The following is a 17,725-nucleotide window of genomic DNA, read 5'->3' on the forward strand; positions in this document are numbered from 1 at the left end:
GTCTGCACAATGGACGAAGTTTTCATTCCCACCGTTTTCCACCGCTACAACCGCTCCCTCCGCGGCACCCTCATCGACAACCAACCCTGGATCGTCGCCCGTGAACTGGGCTACCTGATTCGCGAGCGGGTCGAGCATTACGTCATCAACCGTCTCGACGAAGACCTGCGCCGGCAGGCCTGGCTGACCACCGCCACGGGCGAGGAGCAGGTCTGGTTGATCAACGACTTCGGCATCTCTTACGTATTGCAGCGCTACCGCGATCCCGAGCATCGCGAGTTGCGGCGCTGGCTGACCGGGCATGTGCTGCCGACCTTGCGTGACCAGGCCTTGCTGGCGGCGGGCAGCCCTCGGCGGCTGCTGGCCAAGGGGGAGGGGCCGGCGATGGGGTTGCTGGATTGGCAGGGGGAGTTGTGGGTGGCCTTGGCGCAGTTGCCTCGGTTGATGCACGAGGAGCGTTTGGCGCCGCGTGCCTGGTGGCGGCGGGGGTGAGGTGAATCGGCTTGCAGCGGGCGGATGCTGTGCCCGCCCCGGCGTGCTGCGTCGACTGGCCTATGAAGCCCTGCGCTTGCGCACGGGTTTGCGAGCCTTGGGCGGGTCTGCAGGTATGTGCAGGTAGGACAGCACGCTTTCGGTCAGTTCTTCGGCGAGTTTCACCGCTTCCTTGTTGCGGGTCATCACGCCGGCGACGAGGCTTTCGATCAGTGCCAGTACCACGGTGTTGGAACTGATCAGCACCGGATGCTCGGCGGGCGCGAACAGGACATGTTCGGCCAATTGCACCAGGGGCGATGCCGGGGAGTCGGTGATGGCCAGCACGCCGGCGCCGCGCTCGTTGGCGAAGCGGGCGAGGTGGATGGTGTCTTGCGAATAGCGGGGCAGGGAGATCGCCAGCAGTACGTCCTGGTCGGTGATCGCGGCCAGCCGGTAGGCGGCGTTTTCGTTGCCGCCCTCCATGCAGATGGCCACGGCGTCGGCGCAATAGGGCATCAGGTTGGCCGCCGCCAGCCCGGCCATGTAGGCGCTGTTGCCGAAGCCCAGGATGTAGATGCGCCGGGCCTTCACCAGGCGATCGACGAATGCCTCGAATCCGGCCGGGCTGTTGCTGCTCGCGGCGGCGCTCAGGTTTGCGCTGGCGGCCTGGATCTGCTCGTGCAGCCCAAAGGCGCCGTCGGGGCGCTGGGCCAGTTCGTTGCGCAGTTTGTCGACCGGTGAGATCAGGTCTTGCAGCGTGCTCACCAGGGCGCTCTTCAGGGCGCTGAATCCGCTGAGCTCAAGGGCTCGCGCAAGTCGATTCACGGCAGCCGGCGAAGTCTCGGTTTCCTTCGCCAGCTCCTCGATCGTCAGGGTCGCGGCGCGCAGGGGATGGCGCAGGATGAAGTCCGCGACCTTGCGCAGCGAGGGTTGAAGCTCCGGCGAGGCGGTGGCCAGCATGCGCATCACGGGCGACGTGTAGACGGTCAGATCGGGCGAGGCTGGAGTCATGGCGCGGGAGCTTCTTCCTGGACGGGTTCGGCAGTGTATCCGATGCGTTTGCCGCTGCGGCATCGCTAATCGCTGAGCAGGCGCCCCTCGCGCAAGGGGACGGAGCCGGCGACCTTGGCGAGCCACAGACCGGGTTGCGCGAAGCGGATGCGTTCCCGGGCATAGAGCAGGCCGTCGGTGGTGGCATGTACGACGCTGCATTGGTCGGTGATCGGATCGATGACTTCGAACAGCGGGTCGCCGATGCTCACGCGGGCTCCCAGCGGCTGCAGGTAGCTGACCACGCCGGGGTGCGGCGCGTAGGCGTACTGGGCGCCGGCAAAGGGTGTGGCCGTGCAGTGCTGGTCCGGGGCAGCGGGCCATTCGCCTGCGATGAATCCCTGGTCGAAAAGAAAGCCCAGTATCGCGTCCGCATGGCGCTGCGCCTGCGCCGGCTCGGTGTCGGCCATTCCGCCCAGCTCGAGGGTGGTCGCCAGGCAGGCGGCGGGAATCGGCGAGTCGGGGAAGGCTCGCGCCAGTTTCAGCCAGGGCGAAGCACAGGATTCGTCGAACGACTGGCCGCCGGAGTCTTCGGCCAGCAGTGCGGCCCGGGCATGCAGGCGCGCGGCAAGGCTCGACAGGCGCTCCCACGATTGCGGCAGGGCATAGAGCAAGGTCACCGACTCGAAATCGCAGTGCAGGTCGAGTACCACGTCGGCGTCGCAGGCATGGCCCAGCAGCAGCCGATGCAGCCCTTCCAGCGCGGTGCGCGGCGCGGGGAGCTGCGCCAGCGCTTCGCGCATGTGCGCGCGGATCGTCGCGACGTTGCCGGTCGCGTCGTTATCGAGGACACCTTCGAGCCGGCTGCGGACTGCCTCGGCCAGGTCCGGGAAGTCGCGGTTGAAGTTCTGCCCGCTGGCGAAGTCGAAACGTCCCTGGTGGGTGGCCTGGAATACCTGGGCAAGGCCGATGGGGTTCGCCACCGGTACCAGTTCCACGACGCCGAGCAGGCGACCGGATGCCTCCAGTTCGAGCAGGCGTCGCCGCAGCTCCACGGCGACGCGCATGCCGGGCAGTTCATCGGCATGCAGCGCCGATTGGATGTATGCCTTGCGGGGGCCGTTGCCGAAGCGCAGGACCGTCAGGCGGCGCTCCACGCCCGGGCTGTTCCAGGGTAAGGGGTGATCGATCTGCTGCATGGGTGGCCTTTGTTCCGCGTCAGAAGGTGACCGGCCCGAGGGCCGGCTTCCCGGTGTCAGGCCGCTCTTACTGGCCGTAGATGTCGTAGGAGAAGTACTTGCCTTGCACCTGCTGGTACTTGCCGTTGGCACGCACGGCTGCGATGGCCTGGTTGAAGCGCTCGGCGGTCGCGGTGTCGCCCTTGCGCACGGCGATTCCCGCGCCATTGCCGAAGTACTTGGGATCGTTGAAGTCGGGGCCGACCAGTGCGAAGCCCTTGCCGGGGTCGGTCTTGAGGAAGCCTTCGCTGATGTTGACGATGTCGGCCAGGGTGGCATCGATGCGTCCGGAGGTGAGGTCCAGGAAGGCCTCGTTCTGCGAGCCGTAGCGCACCACTTCGATACCGGCCGGGGCGAAGTTGTCGGTGGCGTAGCGGTCGTAGGTCGATGCGCGCTGCACGCCGACCCGCTTGCCCTTGAGGTCCGCCAGCGGGTCCTTCACCACGCTGCCCGCCTTCATCACCAGCTTGCCGGGGGTGTGGTAGTACTTCCGGGTGAAGTCCACGGACTTCAGGCGGTCCGCGGTGATCGACATGGACGACAGCACCGCGTCCACCTTCCTGACCTTCAACGAGGGGATCAGGCCGTCGAAGTCCTGCTCGACCCACTCGCATTTCACTTTCATCTCCGCGCAGAGCGCGTTGCCGATGTCGTAGTCGAAGCCGCTGATCTTTCCATCCGGCGTCTTGAACGCGAAGGGTGGATAGGCCGCCTCGATGCCGATGCGCAGGGTCTCCTGCGCCTGGGCCAGCGTGGCGCAGGTGCCCAGTACCAGGGCGCCGAGCAGAGCGATCTTGTTCATCTTGTTACTCCTGTCGTGGCTGTCGTGCCCGTCGTGACGAGCTGGGAAAAGAAGTGGCGAGGGACTGCAGAGCTGACGGTCTTTCCGTTGGCGCACCGCTGGGCGCGCCGAATCCGAACCGGCAGGTCGAGGCTTTCCGTTCGTGACGGAAGGCTAGGCGGTAAAAAAATATGTGTCAACTATGTGTTTGTCTGAAAAAAATCATGTCATTTTAGGGGTGAGGCCCCGTGCGTGGATCGGTGCGCGGATCTGGAAGGGGAGATGAACGCCCGCTTCGTGTGATTCGGTAGGGACATCGGCGCCGCGATTTCAGCCGGGTGGTTGCGGTTCGAGCGGCCGACGCGGGTTTTGAGGGCCGGACATCTGGCATGCGAGAAGAGAAATGCAACTGAACGGATTGGAGCGGTTTGCCCTGGGCAAACTCATCGCGCACCGCCCGTCGATCGACGAGGCGCTGCTGAGCGCGGCGACGCGGGTACTGGAGCGGGTCCGGACGCCCGTGGGCTTCTATGCGCTGATCGAGTTGCCGCCTGGCCTTTGCGATCTGGACCACCTGCCGGAGTGCGAATGGAAGTTCCGGGTCGGGTTGCAGAAGCGCGGCGGATTTTTCGTCTGCTGGCCGGTTGGCGACTCGCGCTTGTGCCTGGAGGCGGTCTGCGACGGGGGCCTGGATGCGCCAAGCCTGGCGACCGAACTCTTATCGGAGGGCGCTGGCCCTGAGGGGCTGCGGGAGGCGACGCCATGACTGACGTGCGCACCGAGGCCTGCACGATCCCGAGCATCGGGCGCTGCCTCGGCTGATGAACGAGGAGCGTATGGCTCCGCGTGCCTGGTGGCGGCGGGGTGAGGGCGGATAATCCGCCCTCCATTTTTCTGGATATCAGCTGCAGGACATGGCGCAGGCGATGAAGGTCGTGGTCAGTGTGGTGAGGATCAGGCCGAGCAGGAACAGCAGGTCGGCGGCGCGCTCCAGGCGCGGGTTGCGCTGCAGCTTGCGGGTGCGCAGGCCGAAGTAGGCGGTGAGGCTGGTGGCCAGGTAGATGACGGTGTTCAGCGCGAGCATGTCCTGGCCGATCAGGTCGATGCGGTGCTGGCCGACGATGATCCGCAGCACGCTGACGACTGTCAGGCACACGCCGACCATGGCGCCGGACGCGGCGAAGATGTGCACGCAGATGTCGTCGTCCAGGTGGGCGGTGTGGGTCTTGTTGCTCATGTCGGGGTTCTCCGCTGCGCCGGCGTTGCGGCTGGTCCGCTTGGCTTGCCGGTCTCGATGTGGCTGCCATGATAGGGAGGACCCGCGCGTTCCTGTACTCGCTTTCCCGGAAGCCCCCGATGGCCAGAAAACCTTCGGAAAATCAGCCAGATAGTCGACGCCGCCCGCGTCAGGCGCGGGCGCTGGAGAAGATCGAGCTCATATTGGAGGCGTCGCGGCGCATCCTCGACCGCCACGGCCTGGAGGGTTTCACCACCAATCACGTGGCGGAGCTGGCCGGCGTCAGCGTCGGCACCCTGTACCAGTACTTCCCCAACAAGGACCGCATCCTCGACGAGCTGGCGCGGCACGAGCTGGCGCAGTTGACCGCCGGCATCATGCAAGCGCTGAGCGACCGCCCGGCGGAGGCGCCCGGCGAGCGGATTCGCGCGGTGATCCATGCCGTGGTCAGCGCCTATGGCGGGCGCAGCGGCGCACACCGGGCGCTGATGCAATACCTGCTCACCCGTGGTGGCGGCAATCCGCTGCCCGGCTTGCGCGGCAGCATCATGGCGCACCTGGTCGCCCGCGGCGTGACCGGCCCCGATCGGCAACTGCGCAACCTCGGCGAAGCCCAGGCCTTCGTCCTCGCCCATGCGGTCAGCGGCGTGCTGCGAGCCCTGCTGGAAGAGCCCGACGCCATGGCGCCGGCGCGGCGCGAAGGTATCGAGGAAGCGCTGGTGCAGTTGGTGCTGGGGTATTACTGGGGCGAGCGTTGAACCCGAGCTGCGTTTCTGCGGAGCGTGCCGATAGCGGCCCATCCAAACCGACCGCTGCCGGCGGAAAACGAGGGCGTGAGCTATACCCGCTAATCCAGCTTCGCAACGCCTCGGCACAGGAGGTTGGCTATGAAATCCACGAAGACACTTGCAGTGCTGGCGATCAGCGCAAGCCTGCTCGGCTGCGCCTCTTCATCGATCCAGACCGTGAACGTTCCACTGGAGGCCACGCGCCAGAACGCCGGACAGATCGGCAGGGTGACGTTGGCAGACTGGAACGGGCAGACCGGCCTCAGTTTCTTCATCACCGGCGCACCCAGCGGCGTCACGCTGCCGCTGCGGCTGAACTCCTTCATCTACAAAGGCAGCTGCGAGAAGCGCGGGCCGGTTGCCTACGCGATGAATGATCTGGTCAACACCAAGCGCGAACCCGTACGCGGCTGGACGCTTTCAAGGGTGGCGCCCGTCCCTCTGTCCACCTTGCTTGCCGGTGAGTACTCCATCGTGCTGCAGACTGCCGCGACCGATGGCAGCTTCGATATTTTCTGCGGCGATATTCGGCAGGAAGGCGCGGCGAAATAGCCAAAGGGGCAGGGCGCGTCGGCTGGGTTTCCGGCCGTCAGGCTGCGGCGCCCGCCCGGAAGGAAAGCAGCACGACAACCCACAGCCCGAGTGTGGCGAGGAAGTTGATCGTGAACACCAGCCCGCGCAGCCGGATAAGGCTGGCGCCGCCGAAGGCCTGCATCAATCCCTGTATTTGCCGGCAGTGCTCGCCGGCATGAGGTTGCGCGTGCTGAAACGGAAAGAGCCCGCTGCCACAGGGTGTCGGCGTTCACCGGACCACTGCGGCAGCGGGCTTGTCTCTCTAAGCCGTTAGGCCTGCTGGATGGCCTGGTAGGTCAGGTCGAGGCACTTGCGAGCCTTTTCCACCAGCTCGTCGATCTCGGCACGGCTGATCACCAGCGGCGGCGCGATGATCATGGTGTCGCCCACGGCGCGCATGATCAGGCCGTTATCGAAGCAGTGCTGGCGGCAGATCATGCCCACGCCCTTGCCTTCGTAACGCGCACGGGTCGCTTTGTCCTTCACCAGCTCGATCGCGCCGAGCATGCCCAGGCCGCGCACTTCGCCCACCAGCGGGTGGTCGGCCAGCTCGCGCAGGCGTTGCTGCAGGTAGGGCGCGGTGTCGGCGTGGACCTGCTCGATGATCTTTTCGTCGCGCAGGATGCGCAGGTTTTCCAGGCCCACCGCCGCCGCCACCGGGTGGCCGGAATAGGTGAAGCCATGGTTGAAATCACCGCCTTCGCTGATCACCTTGGCCACTTTGTCGCGCACGATCACGCCTCCCATGGGGATGTAACCGGAGGTCAGGCCCTTGGCGATGGTCATCAGGTCCGGCTTGAGGTCGTAGTAGTCGGAGCCGAACCATTCGCCGGTACGGCCAAAGCCGCAGATCACCTCGTCGGCGACGAACAGGATGTCGTACTTGGCGAGGATCTCCTTGACCTTCGGCCAGTAGGTCGACGGCGGGATGATCACGCCGCCGGCGCCCTGGATCGGCTCGGCGATGAAGGCGGCGACATTCTCCTCGCCCACTTCCAGGATCTTCTTCTCCAGTTGCTCGGCGGCCCAGACGCCGAAGTCGGCTTCGGACATGTCGCCGCCTTCACCGAACCAGTACGGCTGCGGGATGTGCACGATGTCGGGGATCTGGCCAGCCTGCTGGTGCATGCCGCTCATGCCGCCCAGGCCCGCGCCGGCGACGGTGGAGCCGTGGTAGCCATTGATCCGGCCGATGATGACCTTCTTGCTCGGCTTGCCCTGGATCGCCCAGTAGTGGCGGACCATGCGCAGCACGGTGTCGTTGCCTTCGGAGCCGGAGCCGGTGAAGAACACGTGGCTCATGCCGGCGGGGGCGACATCGGAGATCGCCTTGGCCAGCTCCAGCGCCGGCGGGTGGGCGGTCTGGAAGAACAGGTTGTAGTAGGGCAGTTCCTTCATCTGCTGGGCGGCGACGTCGGCGAGCTCGTCGCGGCCGTAACCGACCGCCACGCACCACAGGCCGGCCATGCCGTCGAGAATCTTGTTGCCCTCGCTGTCCCACAGGTAGACGCCCTTGGCCGAGGTGATGATCCGCGGGCCTTTCTCCGCCAGCTGTTTTACGTCGCTGAAGGGTGCCAGGTGGTGGTCACGGCTCATGGCCTGCCAGGCGAGGGTCTGGGAATTCTTCTGGGTCATGTTCATCTCTCTTTATTTATTCAAAACAGCAAATGATCAGGCGAATGCTTTCAACATCGGCTCGCGCAGGGCCGCGCGTTGTCGACAGGCTTTGCCGAATGTTTGGAAAATGGTCAGGTAATGCGGGTTATCCAGCACCTTGAACTCCGGATGCCATTGAACAGCCAGCGCGAAACTTTTGCTTTTTTCAACCGAGATGGCTTCTATCAAACCATCGGGTGCAACAGCTTCAACTCTTAAACCCGGGGCCAATACATCAATGCCCTGGCCATGAATCGAATTGACATCGATAACTGCCGGCAAGCCCATGCCTTGCATCAGGCCGCCAGGCTGCACATGAACTTCATGGCGAAAGCCATATTGCTTGTCGATCGACTCATCCTTGCCCTCGCGATGGTCCATGAACCGGCCGGTCTCGTGGACCTTCTGGTGCAGGGTGCCGCCCAGCGCCACGTTCATTTCCTGGAAACCACGGCAGATGCCCAGCACCGGCACGCCCGCGGCAATGGCCGCGCGCATCAGCGGCAAGGTGGTGGCGTCCCGCGCAGGGTCGTGTTGGGTACCTGCGGCGCTGGCCGGGCCGTTGTAGTGGAAGGGTTCGATATTGGACGGCGAGCCGGTGAAGATCAGCCCGTCCACGGTATCGAGGATGTCGTCCGCATCAACCAGCTCGCCCAGGCAGGGAATGACAATCGGCAGTCCGCGCGCTGCGTTCTTTGCAGCGCGAATATATTTCTCGTTAATAGTCTGGGCTGCGTGCTGCTCAATCATGTTGGTGCATGCGGTGATGCCGATAACAGGCACGCGTGGCATATAGGTCATCCTCCGGCAAAACAATATTTCGAGTGGTATTCAAATTGGCTGATAACGGGTGTGGAAAAGCGCTCTCGCTATTGAGTTATGCAAGAGTCATCGGTACTTGCGGGTATTGATTTAATTCAGCAGGTCCAACTTTTCCTTTCGCGGCAGCGCATCACCCATTCAATTGAATACCCAGAGCACGCGGGTGAGCCGGTCCGTCAGGTTGGCGTAGCGGAACTTGGCGTGGGGTTGCAGCTGAAAACTGTCATCGGCGTGGAGCGTCACCGCGTCGGCTTCGTCCAGCCAGACCGTCAGCTCGCCCTCCAGCACGAAGCAGCCCTGTTCCGATCGGTCGCTCAAATACGCTTCGCCGCTGCTGGCACCGGGTTCGAGGCGACTGTCGAGCATGGAAAAACCACCGGAGATGGACGGCGACGCCAGCACGTCGGTAATGCCGCCACCCAGATACAGCGTGCGCCGTTCCTGCGGGCGAGTGACCCAGTGGAGGTCCCGTGGCTTTTTCAGGTTGTAGAAATAGGCGGTCGACACCCCGAGGGTTTCACTGATGGCGGTCAGGTCCGCCACCGTTGGCCGCGAGACACCCCGTTCGACCTGCGACAGGAAACCGAGCGAGCGGTCGATGCGTTCGGCCAGCTCGGCCAGCGTCAGCCCCCTGAACTTGCGCAGGTCGCGGATCAGGATGGCCAGACCTTCGACTTCTTCTTGCATCTTCATGAGGGGTTCCGTGGGCGAGGGTGTCTGTGAAATTTCACATAAATTATTTCATGAAAATATACATTATTATTTTCACGAGGCAAGCCCTTGCGATCAGAGGGGACGAAAATGCGGGAGTGCGCCGGTTGAAGGACCCGCGCCAGTCAGGCGTGCCAGGAGGGAGTGATGCGCTGGCCCGACGCAGCGTTGAATGTGCGTTTGGCGTTCGATGCTGCAGGTGCGGATTGGGCGGGGAAGGCCGCGCCGGCAAGCTGGAAATCCGTGCCGGCGCAGAAATGAAAAAGGCCGCACCCCATCGATACGGCCTTTACCTCGGCGCTGTCCTGGAGGGCATTGCCTTGGCGAGGAGAGTTTGGCGGATTCGTTCAGGGGATGGGGGCCAAGCGAGAAAACTTCTCGGGATGGGCGAAAGGGGAGATGGCTTCTTTCGGCCCCCAGGCTGCCGTTCGCCAAGGGAATTGCTTTAGCTGTCGCTTCGTCGCACGAACGACAAGAATCCTTCTTTCTCAATGCTCTTCGACATCGGCTTTTCATCGAATCAATCAAGTAATCGCTCTGTTCAGGCCACCCAGCGTAGTCCGGCGACACTCAACAGGATCAAGCCGATCCAGACAAGTTTCCACAACGATACTGCATCACCCAACCAATACATTCCGACGATGGCTGTGCCGGCAGCGCCTATGCCGGTCCAGACCGCATAGGCGGTTCCAACGGGCAGCACCCGTAACGCCATCGTCAACAAGGACAAACTGCCGGCCAATACTACGACCGTGCCGGCCAGCAGCCAGGGCCGTTCAAGGCCATTTGCAGATTTCAACCCAACCGCAAAGAGAATTTCCAGGAATCCGGCAACGATCAGCAGCAGCCAGGATGTGTTGTAAGTCATTCGATGAAACCTATCTGGGTAAAAAAAGCGAGCCGATGAAGGCTCGCCAAAGAGAGGTAAAAGGCTAGTTGGCCAACAGTTTGCCGCTGAACAGGCTGTTCAGGGTTTTCACCATCAGCACGGTCAGCGCCACAGTGAGAAACAGCAGGATCACAGCAGCGATTACCGTCAGCACGGTGTTGTCGTGGGCATGTGCATATTTCAGCGCCGCATTGCTCAGGGCCGCGATGGGAAAGCTGATTGCCCACCACGAAGGGGCAAAGGGCACATCGCGACGGAACACTTTGAAGCTCAGCACCACGAACAGGAACAGGCCGAAATAGAACAACACGCTGGCAAACTGGTCGATCTGACCGAACACGTTGGTGTACGCCAGGAAACCTACTTCAAACGGCGCAATCAGGACCATCAGCGAAGGAACCATGCCTTTGGCCAGCACTGCCTCATGCGTCAGTCGCGAAAAGATCCGGGTGAAGAAAACCAGTGCCAGTACTGCACCCACGGCGAGGGCAAACAGGTTGAATTCAGCGACCCAGGCCATTGGCATGTGCGCACCGGTTACCGCGATATCGAGGGTGGCAACACCAGGAATCAGCCAGGCAGGTACGGCATTCGACGAATCCTGGTTGCCCGACAAGAGACGGGAGACTACGAGGCCTGCGAGCAGCACCGTCAGTGCGCTACCCAGTATCCAGAGCGCCTGTCCGAGTAACGCGTTGTGGGGCGCCGCGACTGCCGAAAGCAGCAACAGTGCAATGGTGACGGTGCCAAAAAAGTTGCTGGCGATCGGATGGCCGAACTCGGCCCTTACCGCTTCTGGATGTTTCACCCATTTTGCCAGGTAACTTAAGGTCAGCAGCACGAACACCAGGCCGGCCAAGGCGCCAATCGCTTCACCCAGCGCGCCGCCGACGCCGTAGTACTGGCCGCTCAAGCGCCAGGCCAGTCCCAGGCCGGCCAAACCCATGACTGATCCGAACAAGTTGATAGGCAGGTTTTTGATCGATGTCTTGCTGGTGGTGACCGCTTGAGCAACATCGGTGGTGGGGGGGTATACAGTGTTCATGGCAGTCTCCCGTTTGACTGAATTTGCTGTTGGAGATATTTTCAGCCAAACATGCACTGGCTGAAATAGTCGCAGTGCGACGTATTCAGCCAATGACTCGACGGGGACAGACATCATGCGCATAACCCTCCTGGCATTCCCCCGTGTGCAGTTGCTGGACGTAATCGGGCCGGCCGACGTCTTCGCCGAAGCGGCCAAGCAACTGGGCAATCCGCGCGCCTATCGGGTTGAAGTCATTGGTACCGTCAAGGGGATGATCAAAGGCTCGAACGGATTGAAGCTGGCCATCGACGAAACGTTCGAAACCTATAAAGGCAAGATCGACACCTTGCTCGTGGCGGGCAGCCCACACATCGATGAAATTGCGCGGGACCCTGCACTGCAAGATTGGCTGCGTCGGCAAGCTAAATCCGTACGTCGTATCGGCTCAGTCTGTAGCGGAGCATTTCTGCTGGCCGCTACTGGTCTTCTCGACGGGCGCCGCGTTACCACCCATTGGAATTCCAGCGCGAAACTCGCGAAGGAGCATCCGCAAGCACAGGTCGATCCGGATAGCATCTTTATCAAGGATGGCAACATCTACACTTCGGCCGGCGTTACCGCGGGCATGGACTTGGCTTTGGCATTGGTCGAAGAAGATTACGGCCGAGAATTGGCGCTCAGCGTTGCCCGTGAAATGGTGATGTTCTTCAAACGACCTGGCGGGCAATCGCAGTTCAGCGCGCAACTGGCAGCGCAAACCGCCGAACGTAGCGTTATCAGAGACGTGCAGGATTATGTGGTAACGCACCTGAAGGCCGACTTGAGCGTTCCCAGCCTGGCCGCGCGCGCCGGTATGAGCGAGCGCAACTTCGCCAGAACCTTCAAGGCCGAAGCCGGCTCGACCCCGGCCGAATTTGTCGAACTGGCGCGCATCGATGCGGCCAGGCGGCTGATCGAAGACTCTGACGTATCACTCAAACGCTTGGCCGATACAGTCGGCTATGCCAATACGGATGGGTTCAGAAGGGCTTTTATGCGCCGTCTTGGGGTGGGCCCAAGTGATTATCGAAAGCGTTTTTCCTCGGGGTGATGTGACTTCATCGTGCGCTTCTGGCCGTTTTCTGCCCGCTGCAACAGGCCGCAGTCGACCCAAGGTCCGCAGGGCCCCGCAGTAACCCCGCGTTGGAAATAGCCTCGTCGATACCCAGCGCCAACAGCATCTGCTCCCGCATCCAGCGGAGCGTTGAAGCTCCGGCGCGGCGCTGCTCAGTTGCATTGCTGCCCGACGCGGCAGGGTGAACGGGTGATCGGAGCTGGTGACTATGAAAGGCGCCCGCGACCTTCGCTATCATCCCTTCCCGATTTCCCTTCGTAATACCCCAGCTGTCAGGAACAGAAACCATGAGCGCACCCACCTTCCGCATCGCTACGCCAGCAGACACCGACCGCTGCTACGCGATCGAAATCTCGGCCTATGAAGGCGACGAGGCGGCCACCCGCGAGAAAATCGCCACGCGCATCGCGCAGTATCCGCAGGGCTTTCTGATCATGGAGCTGGACGGCGAGGTGATCGGCTTCATCAACTGCGGTTGCGCATACGAAGTCGTCATGTCCGACGAGGCTTTCAAGGAACTGGTCGGCCACGATGCCGAGGCGCCGAACGTGGTCATCATGTCGGTGGTGATCGACCCGGCCCAGCAGGGCAAGGGCTATGCCTCGTTGATGATGCGTACCTTCATCGAGCGCATGCGCGCCCTGCACAAACAGACCATCCACCTGATGTGCAAGGAGCGCCACGTCGAGCTGTATCGCCGGTACGGCTACCAGTACGTGCGCCCGTCCGCCTCCGACCATGGCGGCATGGCCTGGCACGAAATGGTCATGGCGCTGTAGGCGTCAGCTCGCGGCTGCGCTCTGCGCGAAGGCCAGGTGATAGCCGTTGCAGTCGCGCACCCCGAACTCGCGGGAGCCGTAGGGCATGTCCTGCAGCGGCCAGGCGATCCGGGCTTTGTCCTGCACCTTCGCGAAGTAGCCTTCGACGTCGGTGATGTGGAAGTAGAAGGTGCCCGAGCAGGCAGCCGGAGCGGCCCACAGGTCTTGTGCGGTGAAGACGACACGGCAGTCTTCGAGGCGGACGCTGAGGGTCCCTTCGGCGGTTTCGCTCACCTCGAAGCCTAGCGCGTCCCGGTAGTGTTCGCGGGTGAGGTCCAGGTCATTGCAGCGAAGCAGGGCGACTAGCGGCATACGAGCTCCCGAAATGGAATGGTTGGACGATCTTCGTGCGGGAGCATAGCCCGGGCGAGTGCTAGTCCTGGCGTATTTCGCCGCCCGCCAGCCGCTCGGGGAAGCGCTCCACCAGCCAGTCGATGAAGACCCGCAAGCGGTGCGTGACGTGGCGGTTCTGCGGGTACACGACGTGGAAGGGGTAGGGCGCGGGTTGCCACTTCTGCAGGATCTCCACCAGCGCGCCTTCGCGCAGCGCTTGCGCTGCCGCATAGCGAAACGTCTGGATGATGCCGAGCCCGGCGACACAGGCGGCCAGGTGGGCGTTGCTTTCGTTGACGCCTACGCGGTGCTCCAGCTTGATTTCGCTTTTCTCGCCATCGTGCTCGAAGCGGAAGGGGAAGGCCCGGCCGTTGCGGGGGGACAGGTAGGTCACCAGCCGGTGGCCGTTCTTCAGCTCTTCCGGGTAGGCCGGTACGCCGCATTGGCGCAGGTAGCCGGGGCTCGCGCAGGTGATCATCTCGGCGTGGCCGATGTTTCGCGCGACCAGCGACGAGTTGTCCAGCGGCCCGCCGCGGATCGCGCAGTCGACGCTGTCGCTGATCAGGTCCACCGCGCGGTCCGACACACCCAGGTCGATGCGGATGTCGGGGTAGCGCGCCAGGAAATCCGGCAGCAGGGGAATGAGTACGTCGCGTGCGGTCGAGCCGCCGATGTCGATTCGCAGATGGCCACGGGGCTTGCCGCGCGCCAGGTTGAAGGACGAGTCGATGTCCTCCAGGTCGCGCAGGATGCGCGTGGCCTTCGCGTAGTAGTCCTGGCCTTCCGGCGTCACCGTGACCCGCCGCGTCGTGCGCTGCAGCAGACGTACCTCCAGGTGCGCCTCCAGCTCCCGCACCAGCTTGCTCAGGGTGGCGTTGGGCATGTCGAGCGAGTCGGCGGCGCGGGTGAAGCTGCCGGCTTCCACGACGCGGGCGAAGGCGCGCATCGCCATCAGCTGATCCATCGAGAAGGGCTCCAAACGGGTTCTTGATTATCCATGCACATGGATAGTCATTCCATTGTATGCGCTTTTTCGGTTAATCGACGGGCCCTAGAGTAGCGCCATGCCTGACGACGAGCCACGACGAATAGCGATCTCGGCAGTCGCGGCAGACCTCTCTCATTCAGCTTTCTGGAGCTCATCATGAACAAGCAACTCACTGGCAAGATCGCACTCGTCACCGGCGGCAGCACGGGCATCGGCCTGGCCGCCGCCCAGGAACTCGCCGCCCAGGGCGCGCGGGTGTTCATCACCGGCCGCCGCCAGGCGGAACTCGATGCAGCGGTAGAGGCCATCGGCCCGGCCGCCACCGGCATCCGCGCCGATGCCTCGGTGCTCGCCGACCTGGACGCGGTCTACGCCCGGATCGCCGCAAGCGCCGGCAAGCTCGACATCCTCTTCGCCAACGCCGGCGGCGGCGACATGCTGCCCCTGGGCGCGATCACCGAGGAGCACTTCGACCGCATCTTCGGCACCAACGTGCGCGGCGTGCTCTTCACCGTGCAGAAGGCGCTTCCGCTGCTGACCGATGGCGCCTCGGTCATCCTCACCGCGTCCACCACTTCAGTGCAGGGCACCGCCGGCTTCAGCGTCTACAGCGCGAGCAAGGCGGCCGTGCGCAACTTCGCCCGCTCCTGGGCGCTGGACCTGAAGGACCGCGGCATCCGCGTGAACGTGGTCAGCCCCGGCCCCGTCCGTACCCCGGGCCTCGGCGGGCTGGTGCCTGATGAAGCGCGCCAGGGGCTGTTCGACGCGCTGGCCGCGCAAGTGCCGCTGGGTCGCCTCGGCGAGCCGGAGGAGATCGGCAAGGCCGTGGTCTTCCTCGCGTCCGAGGCATCGAGCTTCGTCAACGGCATCGAGCTGTTCGTCGATGGCGGGATGGCGCAGGTGTAAGCGCCCGCCAGAAACCCGGAAGGGCGGATTCATGCGACTGCTTTCGAGCCGGCTCTCGGGCGGGTTCAAGGCAGGGGCATGAATCCGCCCTTTTTGCCTTGTCCGGTTGCGGCCTGAAGCCCGAACGGCACCGGCCCATCAACTTCAGTGCGCGCCCCGGCGCTACCTCAGCGAAGCAATCCCACCCCATCGGTGCAATGCCAGGGGCGCGGAACTGAGCGCCGGCATTCCTTGGCGGCGCGTTCATAAGTCATTCATTCGCATCTCGATAGGCTTGCGCCATCCGAACTTGGCCGCAGCTGCAGCGAAGCTTCGTTTTGCACGCATCGAGACAATCGTCCGGGGCTGGAAGCGGTGTATGTCCAAGGACTTCCTCCGCCCACGCAATGCCTTGCACAAGGGAAAATACGACATGACGAAAATGACCACTCACGACTGGCTCAACAAAGTGCCTGAAGTGACTCTGGCCTTCTGGGTCATCAAGATCATGTCCACCACGGTGGGCGAAACTTTCGCGGACTTTCTTGCCGTCGACGCCGGGCTTGGCCTTGGAATAACGAGTGCGGTCATGGCTGCACTGCTGGCCGTTGCATTGGTCGTCCAGGTTCGCGGCCGCACCTACACGCCGTGGATCTATTGGCTGTCGGTAGTGCTGGTCAGCATCGTCGGAACGCAACTGACCGACATCCTCACCGATGTGCTGGATGTCAGCCTCTACACAAGTACCGCAGTCTTCTCCGGGCTCCTGGTAGTCAACTTCGCGGTCTGGTACGCGGTGGAGAAGAACCTCTCCATCAGGGAAATCATCACGCCCCGTCGCGAGCTCTTCTACTGGACGACGGTGCTCTGCACCTTCGCATTGGGCACCGCCGCCGGCGATCTCGCGACCGAGGCGCTGGGCCTGGGCTTCACGCTCGGTGCCATGATCTTCGCCGCTCTAATCGCCTTGGCCGGTGTCGCCTGGCGCTACGGCCTCAACGCCGTGCCCGCTTTCTGGGTCGTTTACATCCTGACCCGCCCGCTGGGCGCCTCGCTGGGCGACCTGCTGACTCAAGCGCACAAGTACGGCGGACTGGGTATCGGGGCGACTTGGACCAGCGTGATCTTCCTCTGCGTAATCGTTGTTCTGGTGGCTGCCGCGCAGTTCGCCGCCAACAGCAGAAAACAGCTTTCTCAATAACTCTTCTGGCTTTGGTTGGAAATGAACATGAATGTTTTCAAGAAAGTGATCTGTAAAGCGTCGCTCGCCTCGGCCATTGCATTGCTCAGCCTGGCGGCGGCCTGCTCGAAACCGGCGGAGCCGCCGAAGCCCGGCACCGATCTGCAGAGCGGTGCGGCCCAGCACGCCGCTTCCAAATTGGGCGATCTGTCCGAGTTCCGCGTCATTGCCAGCGACGTTGCCGCGCTGGTGGACAAGAACGAACTGGAGAACGCGAAGCACCGAATCAAGGACCTGGAGTCGGCGTGGGACGAGGCGGAAGCCGGCCTCAAGCCGCGCGCTGCGAGCGACTGGCATGTGCTCGACAAGGCCATCGACCGCGCGCTGGATGCGTTGCGTGACAGCAGCCCGCAACAGGCCAACTGCAAAGCCGCCATGTCGGACCTGCTGCAGGCTTTCGACAGCCTTCAGGGCAAGGCCTGAGCTACACAAAAGCTCCCTGAACGAGCGGTGCTGAGTGCTTGATCCGCGAGCGGGGCGAGCATTGCGTCATCGCATGCCAGCCGCTCGCTCGGGATCGCTCAGGCCGTGGTGCTCACCGAAGTACCGCTGGTGCTGCTGCCGGATTCCGTCAGCGCTTCTGCATAGGCGGAGTAGGCCGCTGCCACTGCCGCGGATGCGGTCGAAACGCGCGCTTGCGCGGCTTGCTCCGCGACCTGTCGAGTCTGCTTCTCCTCAGCGGTTTCATTGCCGCTGCCCTTGTCGACTTTCGCCAGTTCCTGCTCGGCTTCCTGCAGTTCTTTCTGCGCCTGCTCGATGGCCTGTTTCAGTTTTTCCAGCGTGCTGTCGGAGGAACTGCTGGAGCTGCCGCTGCTCGCTCCGGCTGCGCCTGCTCCCCCAGCGCCACCCGCGCTCTGCGTCGAGCTGCTCGCATTGGCCTGGGCCGTGCTCGTAGCATCGGACGTGGTGCTGCCATCGTCATTGGTCGAGGTGGTGGCGGTAGAGGAAGAGGCCGAGGAAGTGGGGTAGCTGATGTTGATGTTGCTCAGGGAGTTGATGCTGGACATGGGGCGATTCCGGCTGATGGTCGACCCCTGAAGTGGCGGCCATCGGGCGAAAACGTTGAGGGTGATTTGTTATCGACTTGGTATCGGGGCGGATACTTGCGCCCGGCGCGTGAAGCGATTTCGACGCCCAGGGGCGTAGGGCGCATGACCCCGC

General features: G+C 63.2%; 22 protein-coding genes. 9 read left to right on the plus strand and 13 right to left on the minus strand.

Annotated features, from left to right (window positions below):
- The first annotated feature begins 9 nt into the window (after positions 1-9).
- Positions 10-492, plus strand: coding sequence for a BRO-N domain-containing protein (locus tag PKB_RS11855; RefSeq protein ID WP_052355247.1), 483 nt, complete (start codon positions 10-12; stop codon positions 490-492).
- 60 nt (positions 493-552) lie between these two features.
- Here the strand turns inward: PKB_RS11855 and PKB_RS11860 are convergent, their stop codons facing one another.
- The 3 genes from PKB_RS11860 to PKB_RS11870 form a co-directional block, all read right to left on the minus strand.
- Positions 553-1,485, minus strand: coding sequence for a MurR/RpiR family transcriptional regulator (locus PKB_RS11860; protein ID WP_043251957.1), 933 nt, complete (start codon positions 1,483-1,485; stop codon positions 553-555).
- Positions 1,486-1,550: 65 nt separating this feature from the next.
- A complete protein-coding gene (locus PKB_RS11865) occupies positions 1,551-2,663 on the minus strand; it encodes a succinylglutamate desuccinylase/aspartoacylase family protein (protein ID WP_043251959.1) in 1,113 nt (370 codons plus the stop codon).
- Positions 2,664-2,730: 67 nt separating this feature from the next.
- Positions 2,731-3,504, minus strand: coding sequence for an ABC transporter substrate-binding protein (locus PKB_RS11870; RefSeq protein ID WP_043251962.1), 774 nt, complete (start codon positions 3,502-3,504; stop codon positions 2,731-2,733).
- Positions 3,505-3,886: 382 nt separating this feature from the next.
- Here PKB_RS11870 and PKB_RS29575 point away from each other — a divergent pair, with 382 nt between their 5' ends.
- A complete protein-coding gene (locus tag PKB_RS29575) occupies positions 3,887-4,249 on the plus strand; it encodes a hypothetical protein (RefSeq protein ID WP_052355248.1) in 363 nt (120 codons plus the stop codon).
- Positions 4,250-4,384: 135 nt separating this feature from the next.
- Here PKB_RS29575 and PKB_RS11880 read toward each other — a convergent pair whose 3' ends face one another.
- Entirely contained in the window at positions 4,385-4,720 is a 336-nt protein-coding gene (locus tag PKB_RS11880; RefSeq protein ID WP_043251964.1) for a hypothetical protein, read from the minus strand.
- 119 nt (positions 4,721-4,839) lie between these two features.
- Between PKB_RS11880 and PKB_RS11885 the strand changes: the two genes are divergently transcribed.
- Both PKB_RS11885 and PKB_RS11890 read left to right on the plus strand, forming a co-directional pair.
- Positions 4,840-5,478 (plus strand): TetR/AcrR family transcriptional regulator, encoded by a 639-nt coding sequence (locus PKB_RS11885; RefSeq protein ID WP_043251966.1) that lies wholly within the window; start codon positions 4,840-4,842, stop codon positions 5,476-5,478.
- A gap of 129 nt (positions 5,479-5,607) precedes the next feature.
- Entirely contained in the window at positions 5,608-6,060 is a 453-nt protein-coding gene (locus PKB_RS11890; protein ID WP_043251968.1) for a hypothetical protein, read from the plus strand.
- 37 nt (positions 6,061-6,097) lie between these two features.
- Here the strand turns inward: PKB_RS11890 and PKB_RS30340 are convergent, their stop codons facing one another.
- From PKB_RS30340 to PKB_RS11915, 6 genes are all read right to left on the minus strand, one after another.
- A complete protein-coding gene (locus PKB_RS30340; protein ID WP_277914519.1) occupies positions 6,098-6,223 on the minus strand; it encodes a hypothetical protein in 126 nt (41 codons plus the stop codon).
- Between the two features lie 128 nt (positions 6,224-6,351).
- Complete coding sequence (locus tag PKB_RS11895; RefSeq protein WP_043251970.1) at positions 6,352-7,716, minus strand: aspartate aminotransferase family protein; 1,365 nt, start codon at positions 7,714-7,716, stop codon at positions 6,352-6,354.
- Between the two features lie 36 nt (positions 7,717-7,752).
- Positions 7,753-8,529, minus strand: coding sequence for a gamma-glutamyl-gamma-aminobutyrate hydrolase family protein (locus tag PKB_RS11900; RefSeq protein WP_043251971.1), 777 nt, complete (start codon positions 8,527-8,529; stop codon positions 7,753-7,755).
- Positions 8,530-8,697: 168 nt separating this feature from the next.
- A complete protein-coding gene (locus PKB_RS11905) occupies positions 8,698-9,252 on the minus strand; it encodes a helix-turn-helix domain-containing protein (protein ID WP_043251972.1) in 555 nt (184 codons plus the stop codon).
- 559 nt (positions 9,253-9,811) lie between these two features.
- Positions 9,812-10,138, minus strand: a complete 327-nt coding sequence (locus PKB_RS11910; protein ID WP_043251973.1) for a DMT family transporter — start codon at positions 10,136-10,138, stop codon at positions 9,812-9,814.
- A 64-nt stretch (positions 10,139-10,202) separates the two neighbouring features.
- Positions 10,203-11,204 (minus strand): SLAC1 anion channel family protein, encoded by a 1,002-nt coding sequence (locus tag PKB_RS11915; RefSeq protein WP_043251975.1) that lies wholly within the window; start codon positions 11,202-11,204, stop codon positions 10,203-10,205.
- A gap of 115 nt (positions 11,205-11,319) precedes the next feature.
- Here PKB_RS11915 and PKB_RS11920 point away from each other — a divergent pair, with 115 nt between their 5' ends.
- Together PKB_RS11920 and PKB_RS11925 are read left to right on the plus strand one after the other, a co-directional pair.
- Entirely contained in the window at positions 11,320-12,276 is a 957-nt protein-coding gene (locus tag PKB_RS11920; protein ID WP_043251977.1) for a GlxA family transcriptional regulator, read from the plus strand.
- A 311-nt stretch (positions 12,277-12,587) separates the two neighbouring features.
- Positions 12,588-13,079, plus strand: a complete 492-nt coding sequence (locus PKB_RS11925) for a GNAT family N-acetyltransferase (RefSeq protein WP_043251979.1) — start codon at positions 12,588-12,590, stop codon at positions 13,077-13,079.
- Between the two features lie 3 nt (positions 13,080-13,082).
- On the opposite strand, the gene PKB_RS11930 is transcribed toward PKB_RS11925, so the two are convergent.
- Complete coding sequence (locus PKB_RS11930) at positions 13,083-13,430, minus strand: VOC family protein (protein ID WP_043251981.1); 348 nt, start codon at positions 13,428-13,430, stop codon at positions 13,083-13,085.
- Positions 13,431-13,491: 61 nt separating this feature from the next.
- Complete coding sequence (locus tag PKB_RS11935) at positions 13,492-14,415, minus strand: LysR family transcriptional regulator (RefSeq protein ID WP_043251983.1); 924 nt, start codon at positions 14,413-14,415, stop codon at positions 13,492-13,494.
- Between the two features lie 180 nt (positions 14,416-14,595).
- Between PKB_RS11935 and PKB_RS11940 the strand changes: the two genes are divergently transcribed.
- From PKB_RS11940 to PKB_RS11950, 3 genes are all read left to right on the plus strand, one after another.
- Positions 14,596-15,345: an SDR family oxidoreductase gene (locus tag PKB_RS11940; protein WP_043251984.1), complete on the plus strand. Its 750-nt coding sequence runs from the start codon at positions 14,596-14,598 to the stop codon at positions 15,343-15,345.
- 412 nt (positions 15,346-15,757) lie between these two features.
- On the plus strand, positions 15,758-16,525 hold the full coding sequence (locus tag PKB_RS11945; protein WP_043257222.1) for a COG4705 family protein: 768 nt from the start codon (positions 15,758-15,760) through the stop codon (positions 16,523-16,525).
- 27 nt (positions 16,526-16,552) lie between these two features.
- The gene (locus tag PKB_RS11950) at positions 16,553-16,987 is read left to right on the plus strand and encodes a hypothetical protein (RefSeq protein ID WP_043251986.1); all 435 of its coding nucleotides are present in this window, start codon (positions 16,553-16,555) and stop codon (positions 16,985-16,987) included.
- Positions 16,988-17,085: 98 nt separating this feature from the next.
- Here the strand turns inward: PKB_RS11950 and PKB_RS11955 are convergent, their stop codons facing one another.
- On the minus strand, positions 17,086-17,571 hold the full coding sequence (locus PKB_RS11955; RefSeq protein ID WP_043251987.1) for a hypothetical protein: 486 nt from the start codon (positions 17,569-17,571) through the stop codon (positions 17,086-17,088).
- Positions 17,572-17,725: the final 154 nt, after the last annotated feature.

The organism is Pseudomonas knackmussii B13, from assembly GCF_000689415.1.
Classification (GTDB): domain Bacteria; phylum Pseudomonadota; class Gammaproteobacteria; order Pseudomonadales; family Pseudomonadaceae; genus Pseudomonas; species Pseudomonas knackmussii.

Excerpts from the sequence above, each read along its gene's own strand:
- PKB_RS11890 (WP_043251968.1), top strand. The coding sequence starts at position 5,608 with ATGAAATCCACGAAGACACTTGCAGTGCTGGCGATCAGCGCAAGCCTG.
- PKB_RS30340 (WP_277914519.1), bottom strand. The coding sequence starts at position 6,223 with ATGCAGGCCTTCGGCGGCGCCAGCCTTATCCGGCTGCGCGGGCTGGTG.
- PKB_RS11930 (WP_043251981.1), bottom strand. The coding sequence starts at position 13,430 with ATGCCGCTAGTCGCCCTGCTTCGCTGCAATGACCTGGACCTCACCCGC.
- PKB_RS11925 (WP_043251979.1), top strand. The coding sequence starts at position 12,588 with ATGAGCGCACCCACCTTCCGCATCGCTACGCCAGCAGACACCGACCGC.
- PKB_RS11870 (WP_043251962.1), bottom strand. The coding sequence starts at position 3,504 with ATGAACAAGATCGCTCTGCTCGGCGCCCTGGTACTGGGCACCTGCGCC.
- PKB_RS11880 (WP_043251964.1), bottom strand. The coding sequence starts at position 4,720 with ATGAGCAACAAGACCCACACCGCCCACCTGGACGACGACATCTGCGTG.
- PKB_RS11950 (WP_043251986.1), top strand. The coding sequence starts at position 16,553 with ATGAATGTTTTCAAGAAAGTGATCTGTAAAGCGTCGCTCGCCTCGGCC.
- PKB_RS29575 (WP_052355248.1), top strand. The coding sequence starts at position 3,887 with ATGCAACTGAACGGATTGGAGCGGTTTGCCCTGGGCAAACTCATCGCG.
- PKB_RS11920 (WP_043251977.1), top strand. The coding sequence starts at position 11,320 with ATGCGCATAACCCTCCTGGCATTCCCCCGTGTGCAGTTGCTGGACGTA.
- PKB_RS11905 (WP_043251972.1), bottom strand. The coding sequence starts at position 9,252 with ATGAAGATGCAAGAAGAAGTCGAAGGTCTGGCCATCCTGATCCGCGAC.
- PKB_RS11860 (WP_043251957.1), bottom strand. The coding sequence starts at position 1,485 with ATGACTCCAGCCTCGCCCGATCTGACCGTCTACACGTCGCCCGTGATG.
- PKB_RS11895 (WP_043251970.1), bottom strand. The coding sequence starts at position 7,716 with ATGACCCAGAAGAATTCCCAGACCCTCGCCTGGCAGGCCATGAGCCGT.
- PKB_RS11865 (WP_043251959.1), bottom strand. The coding sequence starts at position 2,663 with ATGCAGCAGATCGATCACCCCTTACCCTGGAACAGCCCGGGCGTGGAG.
- PKB_RS11855 (WP_052355247.1), top strand. The coding sequence starts at position 10 with ATGGACGAAGTTTTCATTCCCACCGTTTTCCACCGCTACAACCGCTCC.
- PKB_RS11915 (WP_043251975.1), bottom strand. The coding sequence starts at position 11,204 with ATGAACACTGTATACCCCCCCACCACCGATGTTGCTCAAGCGGTCACC.
- PKB_RS11900 (WP_043251971.1), bottom strand. The coding sequence starts at position 8,529 with ATGCCACGCGTGCCTGTTATCGGCATCACCGCATGCACCAACATGATT.
- PKB_RS11885 (WP_043251966.1), top strand. The coding sequence starts at position 4,840 with ATGGCCAGAAAACCTTCGGAAAATCAGCCAGATAGTCGACGCCGCCCG.
- PKB_RS11940 (WP_043251984.1), top strand. The coding sequence starts at position 14,596 with ATGAACAAGCAACTCACTGGCAAGATCGCACTCGTCACCGGCGGCAGC.
- PKB_RS11910 (WP_043251973.1), bottom strand. The coding sequence starts at position 10,138 with ATGACTTACAACACATCCTGGCTGCTGCTGATCGTTGCCGGATTCCTG.
- PKB_RS11945 (WP_043257222.1), top strand. The coding sequence starts at position 15,758 with ATGACGAAAATGACCACTCACGACTGGCTCAACAAAGTGCCTGAAGTG.
- PKB_RS11935 (WP_043251983.1), bottom strand. The coding sequence starts at position 14,415 with ATGGATCAGCTGATGGCGATGCGCGCCTTCGCCCGCGTCGTGGAAGCC.
- PKB_RS11955 (WP_043251987.1), bottom strand. The coding sequence starts at position 17,571 with ATGTCCAGCATCAACTCCCTGAGCAACATCAACATCAGCTACCCCACT.